This window comes from Burkholderia sp. SRS-W-2-2016 (assembly GCF_001931485.1).
GTDB lineage: Bacteria > Pseudomonadota > Gammaproteobacteria > Burkholderiales > Burkholderiaceae > Paraburkholderia.
Genome location: NZ_MSDV01000078.1, coordinates 132,287 through 147,188 on the forward strand (window position 1 = coordinate 132,287; position 14,902 = coordinate 147,188).

10 protein-coding genes and 3 pseudogenes are annotated in these 14,902 nt (G+C 60.0%); 5 read left to right on the top strand and 8 right to left on the bottom strand.

The features are described from left to right. The first annotated feature begins 23 nt into the window (after positions 1 to 23). The 3 genes and pseudogenes from BTH42_RS32385 to BTH42_RS32395 form a co-directional block, all read left to right on the top strand. On the top strand, positions 24 to 1,208 hold the full coding sequence (locus BTH42_RS32385; protein ID WP_075305254.1) for an acetyl-CoA C-acyltransferase: 1,185 nt from the start codon (positions 24 to 26) through the stop codon (positions 1,206 to 1,208). 22 nt (positions 1,209 to 1,230) lie between these two features. Further along, positions 1,231 to 2,115, top strand: coding sequence for an MBL fold metallo-hydrolase (locus BTH42_RS32390; RefSeq protein ID WP_075305255.1), 885 nt, complete (start codon positions 1,231 to 1,233; stop codon positions 2,113 to 2,115). 112 nt (positions 2,116 to 2,227) lie between these two features. After that, a pseudogene (locus tag BTH42_RS32395) lies at positions 2,228 to 3,448 on the top strand (FAD/NAD(P)-binding oxidoreductase); the annotation flags it as partial. Between the two features lie 270 nt (positions 3,449 to 3,718). On the opposite strand, the pseudogene BTH42_RS32400 reads toward BTH42_RS32395, so the two are convergent. Next, positions 3,719 to 4,672: pseudogene (locus tag BTH42_RS32400) on the bottom strand (IS3 family transposase); the annotation flags it as partial. A gap of 206 nt (positions 4,673 to 4,878) precedes the next feature. On the opposite strand from BTH42_RS32400, the pseudogene BTH42_RS32405 reads away from it, so the two are divergent. Continuing rightward, positions 4,879 to 5,594 (top strand): annotated as a pseudogene (locus BTH42_RS32405) (IS3 family transposase); the annotation flags it as partial. Positions 5,595 to 6,298: 704 nt separating this feature from the next. Here the strand turns inward: BTH42_RS32405 and sfnG are convergent. The 7 genes from sfnG to BTH42_RS32440 all read right to left on the bottom strand — a co-directional run bounded on the left by sfnG (position 6,299) and on the right by BTH42_RS32440 (position 13,944). Then, on the bottom strand, positions 6,299 to 7,408 hold the full coding sequence (gene sfnG / locus BTH42_RS32410) for a dimethylsulfone monooxygenase SfnG (protein WP_075305256.1): 1,110 nt from the start codon (positions 7,406 to 7,408) through the stop codon (positions 6,299 to 6,301). Positions 7,409 to 7,496: 88 nt separating this feature from the next. Continuing rightward, the gene (locus tag BTH42_RS32415) at positions 7,497 to 8,387 is read right to left on the bottom strand and encodes an amidohydrolase family protein (protein ID WP_075305257.1); all 891 of its coding nucleotides are present in this window, start codon (positions 8,385 to 8,387) and stop codon (positions 7,497 to 7,499) included. Beyond that, positions 8,384 to 9,541 (bottom strand): FMNH2-dependent alkanesulfonate monooxygenase, encoded by a 1,158-nt coding sequence (gene ssuD, locus BTH42_RS32420; protein ID WP_075305258.1) that lies wholly within the window; start codon positions 9,539 to 9,541, stop codon positions 8,384 to 8,386. Before ssuD ends, BTH42_RS32415 begins: the two co-directional genes overlap by 4 nt. Beyond that, positions 9,538 to 10,635: a sigma 54-interacting transcriptional regulator gene (locus BTH42_RS32425; protein ID WP_075305259.1), complete on the bottom strand. Its 1,098-nt coding sequence runs from the start codon at positions 10,633 to 10,635 to the stop codon at positions 9,538 to 9,540. Before BTH42_RS32425 ends, ssuD begins: the two co-directional genes overlap by 4 nt. A 9-nt stretch (positions 10,636 to 10,644) precedes the next feature. Beyond that, positions 10,645 to 11,829, bottom strand: coding sequence for an acyl-CoA dehydrogenase family protein (locus BTH42_RS32430; protein ID WP_083655014.1), 1,185 nt, complete (start codon positions 11,827 to 11,829; stop codon positions 10,645 to 10,647). Between the two features lie 20 nt (positions 11,830 to 11,849). Further along, positions 11,850 to 12,431 carry an FMN reductase gene (gene msuE, locus BTH42_RS32435; RefSeq protein ID WP_075305260.1) on the bottom strand — a complete coding sequence of 194 codons (582 nt, stop codon included), beginning with the start codon at positions 12,429 to 12,431 and terminating at the stop codon, positions 11,850 to 11,852. A gap of 640 nt (positions 12,432 to 13,071) precedes the next feature. Continuing rightward, complete coding sequence (locus tag BTH42_RS32440) at positions 13,072 to 13,944, bottom strand: LysR family transcriptional regulator (protein ID WP_075305261.1); 873 nt, start codon at positions 13,942 to 13,944, stop codon at positions 13,072 to 13,074. A gap of 128 nt (positions 13,945 to 14,072) precedes the next feature. On the opposite strand from BTH42_RS32440, the gene BTH42_RS32445 reads away from it, so the two are divergent. Beyond that, positions 14,073 to 14,654, top strand: coding sequence for a DUF4865 family protein (locus tag BTH42_RS32445; protein WP_075305262.1), 582 nt, complete (start codon positions 14,073 to 14,075; stop codon positions 14,652 to 14,654). Positions 14,655 to 14,902 lie beyond the last annotated feature (248 nt).

Consider the following 14,902-nt stretch of genomic DNA (forward strand, 5'->3'; position numbering starts at 1 on the left):
CGCTGAACAACTTCGGATCCGCCATGAAAGAAGCCGTTATCGTCTCCACAGCTCGAACCGCCATCGGTCGTGCCTATAAGGGAGCACTCAATAATACGAAGTCACCTACGATGCTGGGGCACGTAATTTCGCACGCGGTGCAACGCGCCGGCGTCGAAGGCGGCGAAATCGAGGACAGCGTTATCGGCTGCGTGCTTTCAGCCGGCACGGCAGGCATGAATCTCGCGCGCAATGCGGTATTGGCGGCCGGATTGCCGACCAGCGTCTCAGGCCAGACAATCGACCGGCAATGTGCGTCGGGCTTGATGGCAATCGCCACCGCGGCCAAGCAGGTCGTTGTAGATGGGATGAACGTGGTGGTGGCCGGCGGACACGAGAACATCACTGCCGTTCAGGATACCTACTTTGATTGGGTCACGAGGGAACAGGACCCGACGGTGCTCGCACGAGCCGCCCATGCTTATATGCCGATGCTGCGGACGGCGGAACATGTCGCAAAAAAATACCGCATTACTCGCGAGGCGCAGGACCAGTACGCTCTGGCGTCGCAACAGCGCACCGCCGCCGCGCAGCGTGCCGGCCGCTTCGACGACGAAATCGTGCCGTTCCGGACCAGCACCGCCACGGTCGACAGGAACAGCGGCTGCGTATCGTACCGGGACATCACTTTTGAGCGCGACGAGGGCAACCGGCCGGACACGTCGATCGAAGGACTCGCCGCGCTCAAACCGGTACTGACGGACGGCGTGATAACCGCGGGCAACGCGAGTCAGCTTTCCGACGGCGCGTCGGCTTGCGTGATCATGGAGCGATCCCTCGTCGAACGCCGCGGTCTTACCCCGCTGGGCATATACCGCGGTATGGCCGTTGCCGGCTGCGCGCCCGAAGAAATGGGTATTGGGCCGGTCTACGCGATTCCTAAACTGTTGAAGCAGCACGGCCTGAAAGTGGACGACATCGGCCTCTGGGAACTCAACGAAGCTTTTGCCTGCCAGGCGCTCTATTGCCGCGATCGTCTCGGCATCGATCCAGACAGATACAACGTCGACGGCGGCGGCATATCGATCGGACATCCGTATGGAATGACCGGGGCTCGCCTCGTAGGTCATGCACTGATCGAAGGCAAACGCCGGGCCGCGAAGTATGTCGTGGTGACCATGTGCGTAGGCGGCGGCATGGGTGCTGCCGCCTTATTCGAAATCACCTGATAGGTCGCCCGGGGATATCAACGTGAGTACTGTCAGCCCCGTGTCGATCGAGAGCTTCTTCGACCCGGATACATGCACGATCAGCTACCTTGTGGTCGAGGCCCAGACACTGGAATGTGCTGTCATCGACAGCGTTCTCGACTTCGATCCGAAGTCGGGCCGGACGCATACGGCAAGCGCTGACAGGATCGTCGCCCGGATTGTCGAACTGAACGCAACGGTACGATGGATTATGGAAACCCATGTCCACGCTGACCATCTTTCCGCGGCCGCCTACGTCAAGGCAAAACTCGGCGGCGACACCGCAATCGGTGCGGACGTCGCAAACGTGCAGGACGTGTTCGGCAAGCTGTTCAACGACGGCGCCGCGCTCGCGCGCGACGGTAGCCAGTTCGATCGCCTGCTCCACGACGACGAGACGGTTGCGATCGGGAAGTTCACGCTGCGAGCCATGCACACGCCCGGTCACACGCCCGCTTGTATGACCTATGTCCTGAGCGATGGATCAAACACAGTCGCTTTCGTCGGCGACACCCTGTTCATGCCCGACTATGGGACCGCACGCTGCGATTTTCCGGGTGGCGATGCCCGCACCCTGTATCGCTCGATCACCAAAGTGCTGAGCTTGCCGCCGGATACGAAACTGTACATGTGTCACGACTACCAGCCGAATGGCCGCTCGATGCAATTCGTCGCTACGGTCGCCGAACAGCTCGAATGCAATATCCACGTCAGGACCGGAATTAGTGAAGACGCGTTCGTGGCAATGCGTACCGCCCGTGATTCGACACTGGAGATGCCGACGCTGATGCTGCCGTCGGTACAGGTCAATATGCGCGCTGGATCGATGCCGGAGCCAGAAGAAAATGGCGTGTCTTACATTAAGATTCCGCTCAACGCGCTTTGAGCGCAATGGTTCGAAATAGAAGCATCCGGAGAATTGAATGGAACTGAACAAGCCTGTGGGGCAATTGGGCACCGCCTCGAAAGCGGCACACGACGCACTGGAGATCACCCGACACGACGTTGTTATCGTCGGAGCCGGCGCGGCCGGAACCGCGGTTGCCGCGAGCCTGCTTGCCCGCGATCGCGGCCTCGACATCGCCGTGATCGAGCCCGCCGATGCTCACTACTATCAACCGGGATGGACCATGGTCGGGGCCGGGATTTTCCAGGCCGAGAGCACGGTCCGCAAAATGCAAGAAGTGTTGCCCCGGGATCTGAACTGGATCAAAGCTTCCGTGACGGCGTTCGACCCGGAGAACGATCGGGTCATTCTCGAAGGACAGCGGGCTATCAAATACCAACAGCTGGTTGTTTGCCCCGGCCTGAAACTCGACTGGGATGCAATCCCCGGCTTGTCGGAAAGCTTGGGGCGCAATGGCGTGACGTCGAACTATCGATACGATCTCGCCCCCTACACTTGGCAACTCGTGCGTGAGCTAAAAAGCGGCCGCGCGCTGTTCACCCAGCCGCCGATGCCGATCAAATGCGCCGGCGCGCCGCAAAAAGCGATGTATTTGTCTTCGGACCACTGGCAACGGACAGGTCGACTCGGTCAGATAGACGTGCAGTTTTGTAACGGGGGCGATGCCTTGTTCGGTGTCCCGGCCTATGTTCCTGCTCTGATGGAATACGTTCGACGCTATGACATCGAACTGAACTTCCGCTTCAATTTATGCGCTATCGACGGGCCGCGAAAACTCGCGACGTTCAATCGCAAGCTCGACGACGGCACCACCGAAACGGTCACCCGCGAATTCGACATGCTTCACGCGGTGCCGCCGCAAAAGGCACCGGACTTTATCCGCAATAGTCCATTGGCCGATCAGACGGGGTGGATCGATGTGGACCCCGGCACGTTACGCCATCGGACTTATTCGAATATCTTCGCGCTCGGCGATGCCGCGAACACCACCAATGCGAAGACCGCGGCCGCTGCGCGCAAGCAGGCGCCGGTCGTCGCGCACAATCTCCTTGTCGCACTGGGGAAAGCCGAGAATCACGCGGAGTACAACGGTTATGGATCGTGTCCGTTGACGGTCGAGCGCGGCAGGATCGTGCTCGCAGAATTCCTCTATAGCGGGAAAGTTTCGCCTACGTTTCCGAAGTGGTTGATCGACGGGCAGCGACCTTCGCGTCTTGCGTGGCTGCTAAAAGAGCGCATTCTCCCGCCGCTTTACTGGAACGCGATGCTCAAAGGACGGGAGTGGTTGGCGAAGCCGAAGCTGATTCGATAGTTTGGTTAAGCAACGTTGGTTACGGACATCTCAAACAAGCTTCAATGTCCAATCCCCCGTTCTAGAATCCATCTTTCGCTATCGGTGGAGTTGCCCCTGTAACTCAGGACACTTGGACACCGTTAGGTTGATGATTCCGCAGCACGCCTGAACTCGCGAAGCGAGCGGTATTTCAGGGCTTTATGCGGATGGCGCTCATTGTAGTGTTCAAACTGTTGATTTTCACCAAGTCTTAACCCACCGGGGATGCGGACATTTTCCTGGACTGATTTACGTCGTTAGCCCGAGGCTTTCACGGTACTCGATGGGGCTGAGATAGCCAAGCGAGCCCTTGATCCGTTTCTCGTTGTACCAGCGAATGTAGGCGTTCAGTACCTCAACGAACTCCGCGATGGTCGTCGAACGCCAGTCTCCTGGATAGAACATCTCGGTCTTCAGCCTGCCGAAGAATCCCTCACAGGCCGCGTTGTCCGGCGAGCAGGCTTTACGCGACATGGATCGGACCAGATTAGCTTTTGCAACCCGCGATAGCCAGTCAGGCCAACGGTAGTGGCCACCCCGATCGGAATGCACGATCGGCGTCTCATCGTCCCCGGTTACGGTCTCGATAGCCGCATCTAACATGGTATTCACGAGCTCTGCGTCGGGGCTTGTGCCAATCGTCCAGCTGACTACCATGCCATCGAAGCAGTCGATCATGGGTGATAGATATACCTTTCCCGCGGGAATCTGGAATTCGGAGATATCCGTGACCCACTTTTCGTTCGGGGCGTCAGCGTGGAAATCGCGATTGATGATGTTATCTGGCGCTGGGCTGATTTCTCCGATATAAGAACGATATCGGCGACGCCTCGGCCTGGCCGCGTGGCGGCCGCCCTGTTTCATAAGGCGACGCACGACTTTCTCCGATAGAAGCACCCGTTGTCGGCTGAGCGCTGCCTGCACTCGACGATAGCCGTAGGATCGGTGATTGTCCTCGAAGATCTCAGCAACGGTACAACGGACCTCTGCATATTTGTCGGCAAGCCGTATGGACGACCGATGGTAGAAATAGGAGCTGCGCGCCAGGTCCAACCGCGCAAGCAGCTCAGCCAAACCGTATTCTTCTCTCAGGGCGTCAACCAGCGTCGTTTTCTCCCGATTGCTCAGGAGTGGCAGGTCGACGCCCAGGTCTTTTTTTATGAGTTCATTCGCCTTCTTTAGCAGGTCGTGTTCAAGCTGGAGAGGGGATGCGGACAAAATCTTGGACTACCTGGAGGTAGTCCGTTTACTCATACGATGAGCGCATTCGAGCAGTTCGGCTGTATCTGAAGTTAGGCAAGCGCATCAGGGCGACCATCAGGCAACTGGGTTACCCGACAAAGAATTCGCTGAAGGCCTAGCACCGCGAATACGAACAGTGTCACGATTTGCGAGCCGGCTATGTTTGTGTTGCGCCAAGGTATTCAGCCGCACGTGACGTCATCGCAAACATCTTCGAGCTCAATTACCGCTGCTACGGCTATCGCCGGATCCGCGCAGCACTAGGCAGGCACCAGGTATTCATCTCGGAGAAGGTCGTGCGACGTTTAATGCGGCAGGAAGGTCTGACTGCTGCTACAACCAGACGACGCCGCTACGGCTCCTATCGTGGAGAAATCAGCCCCGCGCCAGAGAATCTCATCAATCGCGATTTCCATGCGGCCGCTCCTAATCAGAAATGGCTTACCGACATCACCGAATTCGAGATCCCGACGGGCAAGGTCCATCTGTCGCCGCTGATCGACTGCTTCGACGGTCTTGTCGTGAGCTGGACGATCGGCACGCGGCCAGATGCTGAACTCGTCAATACCATGCTGGATTCGGCCATCGCGTTGACCGCTGATGGTGATGATCGGCCGGTGATCCACTCCGATCGCGGTGCGCACTATCGTTGGCCGGGATGGTTATCGCGGATGCGCGATGCCAGACTTGTTCGCTCCATGTCACGCAAAGGATGCTCACTTGATAACGCGGCCCGTGAAGGTTTCTTCGGCCGGCTCAAAACGGAACTGTTCTATCCTCGTGACTGGCTGCGACCGTTGATGACTTCATTAAAGTCCTTGCCTCGTATATCCGCCGGTACAACGCGACCCGGATCATGGTCCCGCTCGGCTCCCCGCCGTGAATTCGGCACACAACTTGTGCGGGGGCGCCCACCGAGGCAGACAGTATCGTTGCTGCTCAATCAGCGAGTTCTTGCCGGCCTGTCTCGTGGGGAACAGCCCGAACAGGATCGACTTTGTATCCATCGCGATCTTGCCGGCGGTCGAAATAGCTCCCGCCGTCATCGAAGCGGAAGCGGTAGATGTTGAAACAAGGAAACGCACAACACTGAGATTGCAGCGATGCGCTAAACGGACGGCCACACCCAGGCGACGTTCACAATGGCGAAGCTGGATGAGTTCGTTGCCTGCCTCCCCCCTTGCGCCAGATTCGCATCTGACTGAACGACGTGCTAAAGCGTATGGACTCGGTCTTCGCACACATCTACGATGTGTGACGCGAAGGCCGTCCGTTCTCGCAACTTTCTGGCGCAAAGGCCCACCGAGCTTTACTCGACAACCCGTTCCCCTTCGGCTGATACCGCTTCGCTAGTGACCTCCGATGATGCCGAGCATGCCGTCTCACCGGACGAGAGGAACGCATCGTCGCCTGGTATGGCTGGGCAGTCGATGCCGAAGTTTGTCGAGTTAATTGATAAGGATAGCTATAGTTTTACGGCCGGGTGGTCTACGTTCATCAACTTGACGAAACCGTTGAACGTCGCTGCGACATCGATAGCTTGACCAAAAAGCCTGAATACCCAAACAATCATGGCATCCATGCATATCACGCTGCTGCGGCCTGCTTCCGGGCGGCTTCCAGCTCGCGTACGAGTGGCAAGACCTTTTCGCCGAAGTACTCAACCTCCTCGATAACATGCAGGAACCCGGCTAGCACAAGATCAACACCCACCGACTTGAGCTCGACGATCCGTTCCGCGATCTGCTGCGGTGTTCCGATCAGATTGGTGCGAAAGCCGTCGTTGTATTGCACCAGATCCTCGAAGGTCGACTTTGCCCAGTTGCCCTCCTTTTCGGGCGACGCGTTGCCGGCCTGCTTCACGGCGTCGCCGAATGCGTGCACAGCTTCCACATGGGCATGCCTGATGATGTCGTCGAGCAGCGCTTTCGCCTCTTCCTCGGTATCCCGCGCAATCACGAAGGCGTTTACGCCAATCTTGACCTTGTGATTGGTTTTGGCGGCCTTTTCGCGGATATCGTCGATCTGCTCCTTCAGACCTTCAGGCGTATTGCCGTTCGTGAAGTACCAGTCAGATACGCTTGCCGCATTATCTCGCGCGGCGCGCGAACTGCCGCCCTGGAAAATCTCAGGGTGAGGCTTCTGCACAGGCTTCGGGCTCAGCGTATAGTTGTTGAAGCGATAGAAATCGCCACGATACGTGAAGTTGTCCTGCGTCCAGATGCCCTTGAGCGCTTCAATGAGCTCCCTGGAGCGGCGATAGCGCTCGTCGTGTTCGAGCCATGGCTCACCGATCGCGGTGAACTCGCCCTTGAACCAGCCGCTCACGACATTGATCGCGATACGCCCATTCGAGATGTGATCGATGGTGGCGATCTGCTTGGCCACCACTGCGGGATTCCACGGGCCCGGCAGGATCGCCGCGATGAGCTTCAGCCTGGTCGTTACCTGCAAGAGCGCCTGACTGAACGACACCGGTTCGTGCTGATATTCTGCGCCATAGCCGGCCGTGAAGCGAATCTGGCTCAGTGCATAGTCGAAGCCCGCTCGCTCGGCGGTCTGCGCGAGACGCACGTTATAGTCGAGGCTCCAGTCGGTACGTTGCTCAATAGTGCTAACGACGAGACCGCCGCTGACGTTCGGTACCCAGTAGGCGAATTTGATGGCGTCGTCGGCCGATTGTGTCGAGAGAGTCATGAAATAATCCTGATAGTGAGGGTTGCAAACCACATGGTCAGCGCGTGTGCCGCGCCCACCTCATCCAGTTGATGGCATGTCGCGCCGCCTAGATTCTCAGCAGCCGTTCTGCGTTACGCTGCAGCAGCCGTTCAAGCAGATCGTCGCGGATGCCGAGCCGGAGGAAATCTTCGATGCTCTGCCCGATCGGCCGGAATGGATAGGAGGAACCGAACAGCAACTGGTCGCCGAGAAATCCATTCGCCGCCTCCACGTAGGCCGAGCTACCCGCAACGAACAAGTACATGTCCGGCACCAGAAATACATTCGGATAACGAAATGCCAGCCCTATCGCCTGCTGAACGTTCGGCCAGAAACCGTGGTAGCAGACGATCTGCAACTGCGGGAAGGCACGAGCCACGGCCGCGACCGGCGCCGGATCATTGAATCGCGGATCGGGCGTGGTCGGCCCCGTCATCAGGAAGACCGGCACTCCCAGTTCGCTGCATCGCTCATAGACCGGGAAATAGATTGGGTCATCCGCGAAGCGGGCTGGTTCGCCGAAGCCGGGCTCGATATTGATGCCCGCAAAACCGAGCGTACCAATTGCGCGATCGATTTCCGCAAGCGCGACCTCATGGCCCTGCAAGACTGGATCCACCGCGCCGATGCCGATCAACGCTTCGTGGCCATGCACTGCCTGATGAATCAAATCGTTGGGCAGATGCTGCGAAGGGGTATGGCGGCCGACGACGACCGCCCGTTTGAGCCTTGCCTGATGGACTTCACGCAGGAAGCCCTCGGGCGTGCGCGAACCAGCATGGTGCTCCAGACTGCCGCGCGTGCCGACACGCCCGTTCAGCCACTTCGCCGTCTCGTTTTCGGCGGAGCCAGGCGTCCTGCCGAAAAAGTCATGCAGCCATGCCGGTCGGCAGCGCATGTCGATAACCCGGTGGTCCCAGTGCGATGCTGTCAATACCGATTCGATGCGCTCGCTCATTTCGCGTACTCCGCAGAACCGTCGGTCGTCGCGCTGCCGGCCAAGGTGCTGGTGTCGAATGGTCCGCCGGTAAACTGTCCGCCGCTCGTTACCGGCTGCTTACCTGGCAGCAGCGGGAACACCAGCTCCGCAAAGCGGATTGCCTCTTCAAGATGGGGATAGCCCGACAGCACAAAACGGTCGACGCCAAGATCCACATATTCCTTGAGCCGCTGCGCCACGATATGCGGATCGCCAACAAGCGCCGTACCGGCACCGCCTCTGGCGAGCCCCACCCCGGCCCACAGGTTCGGGCTGACCTCAAGCCCGTCGCGGCGCCCGTTGTGCAGGGCCGCCATGCGCCGCTGCCCGACCGAATCCATGCTGGCGTAACGTTCCTGGATGCGCGCGATGGTTTCGTCGTCGAGGTAGCGGATCAGGTCATTGGCAGCCGCCCAGGCTTCCTCGGTGGTTTCGCGCACGATCACATGCAAGCGCACGCCAAAGCGAACCGTGCGCCCCAACGCCTGCGCGCGCCGCCGCACGTCTGCGATTTTCTCAGCCACGGCCGCCGGCGGTTCGCCCCACGTCAGATAGACATCGACATGTTCAGCGGCCAGCGCATGCGCGGCAGGCGAGGACCCGCCGAAATATAGCGGTGGATGCGGGTGCTGTACGCCCGGAAAGAAATTGCGGGCGTCGATCACCTTGTGATGCTTGCCTTCGAAATCGACACGCTCGCCAGCCAGCAGCTTGCGCCAGATCGTCAGATACTCGGCGGCCGCCTCGTATCGTTCGCCGTGGCTCAGGAACACGCCATCCGCAGCCAGTTCCGCCGCGTCACCGCCAGGCACCACGTTGAGCAACAGACGTCCGCGGCTGGCTGCATCGAGCGTGGCGGTTGCGCGTGCCGCCGCGGTCGGCCCGCCCAGCGAGGTGCGCAGTGCTACCAGAAACTTGAGACGCTTGGTGATCGGCACCATGCTTGTGGCCACGACCCAAGGATCGAGACAGCCGCTGCCTGTGGGAATCAATACCCCATCGTAGCCGCGATTGTCAGCCGCCACCGCGATCTCCCCGAGATAGTCCATGCTCGGCGGCCTGCCGAAATCGGACGTGCCGAGATAACGCGTGTCGCCGGAGGTCGGCAAAAACCAGAAAATTTCCAAACTCATGCTGAATCCTCTTTGATGGCAGGCGCGTCGGCTGCCGCTCTGCGACGCGATGTACCGATGCCGCCCGTCCGCATCAGCCGGGCGCGCACAATATTCCGGCTGATCCCTAGCACGCGCGCGGTTTCGCTCTGGCTTTGACGGCAATACTGGAACACCTCGTCAAAAACACTGTCTTCGATCAGTTGATGCAACTGATCGGGCCTCTCTTCGCACAGCCGCCGCACGGCAAGCCGCAACGCCTGCTGTCCTGAGGCGGGTATGGCGTCGGCATTCCGCTCCACGTGCAGACAGGTCTGGTGTGCGGGAAAACGCAGATCGGTCGTGTCAATCTCGCCACCGCCCGACATCAGCAGCGTGCGGTGCACGACATTCTCAAGTTCGCGGACGTTGCCCTGCCAGGGATAGGCCTTGAGCGCCTGCTCTGCCTCGGACGTCAGCGCCGCGCCGCTGTAGTTAAGCTGACGGCTGTACTCTTTGATGAAATAGCGTGCGATCGGCACAATATCTCCCGACCGCTCACTCAGTGGCAGCGTCTCCAGGTTGACGACATTGAGGTGGTAATACAGATCCGTGCGAAACTGCCCTGTGGTAATCCGCTCGGTAAACCGCCTGGTGGTCGACGCCACGATCCGCACATCAACTGCAATGCCCTGCTGGCCGCCCAAGCGGGTCACTTCCCGGCCCTTCAGGGCCCGGAGCAACCTGGTCTGGACGAGCGGCGGCAGATCGTCAATCTCATCAAGAAACAGCGTGCCGCCGTTGGCCTGCTCGAGGCGTCCGACCTGGCTTCCAAAGGCGCCGGCGAACGCGCCGCTCTCGTGGCCGAACAGTTCGATTTCCACCTGGGCCTCGGAAAACGCCCCGCAGCTCACCGTCAGGAACGGCGCATGACGACGCAGACTGAGGCTGTGAATATAACGCGCGATCAATTCCTTACCGGTGCCCGTCTCGCCGCTGATCAGCACACTCGCGTCGCTGGGCGCGACGTGCTCGATTTCGGCAAGCAGCGCCCTTGACTGCGGATCCTCGAAGATCCAGTCCTCCGGCACCGCCTCCGTTTCGGCCGTCCCCGGCCAACGCGACAGGACTTGCATGGCAAACGCTCACGAATAAAACGAGGGTTCTGGCAATGTGTCGTTCACTGCCCAATCGCCCAGTTCCTGCAGTTTGTAATCGACCGGATCGTGCAGCGTCTGCGTGCGCAGGTTGCGCCAGAAGCGGTCGAGCCGTAACGCGCCGTGCGTTGCGCGCGCGCCAGCCACATCGAACAGCCGGCTGCTGAGATCGAGGCCGTTGCGCGTCGCAGCCACTTTGGCTGTCGCGATCGCCACAGCCACGCGGCCACGCGCCGCCTCGTCAACTGCCTCGCCGCGAGCCCAGGCGTCGTCGAAGCGACGGACTGCCTGCTGAAGCAGCAGCCGCACGCTTTCCAGACCCACCCAGAACTCGCCGTAATGGCGCAGCGTATGGGGATCTTTGCTGGCCTCTTTCGCCGGCGACTTGAACCAGGGGCGGGATTCGTTCAGCGTGTAGTGCTTCGCCTCCTCGAATGCTCCCTCGGCGATGCCGAGAAACATATGGACGAAGATCAACTGGGCGAGCAAAGGGCGCAGACACGCAAACGGCGTACTCAGCGGGCCGGGGTCGAGCAGCAACTCGCTTTCTTCCACGCGCACCTTCTCGAACAACGCGCTACCGCTGTCCGTCTGGCGCTGACCGAAGCAGTTCCAGTCGTGGTATAGCGTGACGCCGGTGCGCGAGGTCGGTATCGCACCGATCAGTAACTTGCCGCTTTGCGCATGCAGGCCGGACGCCACCAGCATTTCCGAATCCAGCGCACCCGAGCAAAAGCTCTTTTTCCCCGAGAACTCGTACCAGTCGCCGAACTGCTGGACCAGCGTCCGCGTATCGAGCGGATTGAGCGCATTGCCCCAGAACCAGTTCTTCTGCGCGGTCTGCTCGAACCACGGCTCCCACTGGTCCGGACGCCCGAACTGACGAACGGTCGCCAGCAATAGATGATGAAAGCCGAACACGTGTGCGATCGAGCTGTCGGCCCGCGCAAAGGCTCGGACCACATCCAGCGTCGCCTCCCAACTCGCGCCCTGGCCACCGTACTGGCGCGGAATGGACAGCGCGAGTAGACCGCTACCCCGGATTGAGTCGCGTTCGGCTTTGGGCGTGCCGCCCGTCTGATCGCGTTCGATGGCGCTTGAAGCGAAACCCTGCGTCAGTTCGCGCACCAGGTGCGCATGCGACGATGGCAAAAAATCGATTTGTGCGGACATGAGCGGTCGATCCTCGTGCATTAGGCGGCGAGTGGCCCGGTCGTGCGAAAACAAGCGGCGGGAAACAGTCCCTGGATCACAGGCAAAGCCTGACCGACGACCAGCTCGATCCGCGACTTCAGCGCGGCATCTGTGATGTCGTAATCTGTGAAATCGTCCGGCGTGGCATAGACGCCCGTCGGCAAGACCAGCGACTGGAAGAAGCTGAACAAGGGCCGCAGTTGATGATCCACCACCAACGCATGCCGCTGGCTTCCGCCAGTTGCTGCGATGAACACAGGCTTTCCGGCAAGCGCGTCGATGCCGATCAGGTCGAACAAATGCTTGAACAATCCGGGAATCGAGCCGCGGTACACCGGAGCGCCGACCAGCAAGACGTCGGCCTGCTCGATCGCACGCAGCGCTTCTTCGACATCGCCTGAGAGGTGTTCGCGCGACAGCGCCGCGCCAATATCCGTGGCGATGTCGGCTAGCGCGATCACCCTGGTGCGAACCGGTAGTACCTGTTCAAGTCCAGTGGCTAGCGCGCCCAGCACGACATCGGTGCGCGAGGGACGAAAGGGGCTGCCGCTCACGACAACCAGATTAATGACAGAAGACATGACACAGGCACCCGGTAAGTGATGCCGCATCCGCCTCTCGCTAACGTGACGGCGCTCGTCGCGCACGGGTTCTGCCACGAGATGGCCAGCGGCACATGGGCGAAACGATGTTGCTTGAGCAACACCTGCTGGAAAATCAGCAATCGCCCGACGCCTGTCAGTGTATGAAGGGGCTCCTCGCCACCCTACCAATTGTTTCCCGAATACTTATGCAAATTTTGAATATGTCGCAAATCCTTGTTTTTTATCTCTATTTCGCATTCCCAGAAAATATCCCCCGGAAATTGGGCAGCGCCGGATGTTTCGCGCCTGCTTCGCCAGAAACAGGCCATCCCAAAACTGCTGACAGGGAAACAAGGGACATCAGACATAGACGAGACCGTGTGGAAACTGAGGACGTATTTCCAGGAGACCCCATGGGCTGGAGCATGGGAGCGAGGTGGGATCTGTCCACTGGGAGATGCTGGGCTGCTGCCTGACCAGGCCAAGGATTTTCAGTTCCCACGCCAATATGACGTCCAACTGGGAGGGCTGTCAGGTTTATCGTGTGCAGGAAACCTGTCAAGCTAGAGAGTTGGCGGCGATTGCGACAGATGGCGGTCTTGCGCATACGGTCTCGACCGTACTGACTGGTACGCTGTCACGCTTCAATTGCGCTACTACCCGATACCGTCGAGCCGATTGCCTCCGCGACGCTGCGGAAAAGTCGCCTTGCCTGAGCATCGGTTTCCGCAGTGTACAAAACGACGTCACGCGCAGGCAACGGCGGCAATCCGAAGCGCCGGCCCACGTCGACCACGTCGGCCGGCGCCACGCGCAGCCCGAGCGCCGCGACCGCGACGCCCGCCGAGACCGCCGCGCCGATCGTCGCCACACCGCCGCCCAAAAAAACTTCCGTCCACGCGATACCGGCTTCGTCGAGCGCGTCGATCGCCATCCTGCGCACGCTGCAAGGTTCAGGTTGCGTCGCCAGCCTCATAGGCTGCGCCGGATCATGCTCGAAATCGCGCGCGGCAACCCATCCGAACGATTCAGTGAAGAGCGTCTCGCCGTCAAGACGCCGGTTGTCGTGCTGCAGAACAATGGCCGCATCGAGCTTACCTTCGTCGAACGCATCGAGCACATCTCTCGACGCAGCGATGCGCAACTCCACCAGCACATCGGGATGGGCGTCGCTCACGCGTCTTAGCAGAAACGGGAGTTGAGCACCCGCGATGTGATGACTGATACCGATCACGAACCTGCATCGCGTCCTGCCAAATGCGCCGATAGCGCTGCGGTGCGCGGCAATCAACGCGCGGGCCGGTTCTAGAAACGCAACGCCGTCCACCGACAGGCGCACCTGCCGCGGCGTGCGCTCGACAAGACGCCGGCCGAGCCCCTCTTCCAGGCGCTTGATTCTCAGACTGACCGAAGACTGGGTGGTGTCCAATGCCTGCGCCGCGCGAGTAAAACTCTTCAGTTCGGCAACCAGCACAAATGCCTGCACGGCTTCCACGTCGAGGCTTTTCATACGCATCCATTCTGAAATTCAATCACTGAAATATTCGGCCGTCGTCTTGTCTGGCGAGACGCGCACTGCCAGGATCTTCTCACGTATTGGCTGCGCTCAAGTCCCCGCTACGAAAGGAACCTGCCATCATGCTGACCGCCTTCTACATGCACCGCCTGCCTGCCGACTACGATACGGGCGTTCTCCACACGCGCGCCCGCCAGCGCGGCGCACTGTGGGACGCGGCGCCCGATCTCTACTTCAAGGCTTTCTTGTTGCGCGAGTCAGGTCACTACGGCGCCGCGGAGAACAACTACGCTTCGCTCTATCTCTGGCGACATGACGCAGCGTTCAGCGAATTCATCACCAAGGGGAGCTACCTGAACGTGACGAAGAGCTTCGGACGCGCACCGATTTACGTCGAAGGCGCGTTGGACGCGCGCCGAGGCCCGTCGTCGAGCGCTCGATTCGTGTATCGGGAAACGTTCGCCATTCCTGACGATGCCGATCTGAATGCCACGCTCGCGCGCGAAATCGCTCAAAATCGTGAAGCCGCAATGCGGCAACGCGTATTCGCCTCGGTCGTCAGTCTTGACACACAGCGCTGGACGCTCACGCGTGTTCTACTTTCCGAAGAGGAACCTCGCGGCAAACATGCGGGGACGGCGTGGGAAATTCTGCATCTCGCACACCCCCTTGCGCACACCCTCGATACGGGAATTGCCGCATGAAAGACCAGCGGTCTCGCCAGGCCCATGACGCGTGCGAGCGACCGATAGCGCCAGGCACGGCGCTCGCCGCGCATCTTGCGGGCGTCGCAATTGCCGCGTGCTACGTTGTCGTGTTGACGATCGTGCTGACAACAGCGCTCACACTGCTGCATTCCTATGCGCGTTAGCGTGCCAAACCGCCGTGTCCTTGCACAGCGTCCGTTTGCTGTACGCATGTCACTGGCTTATTCATAAGCATCCGATAATCG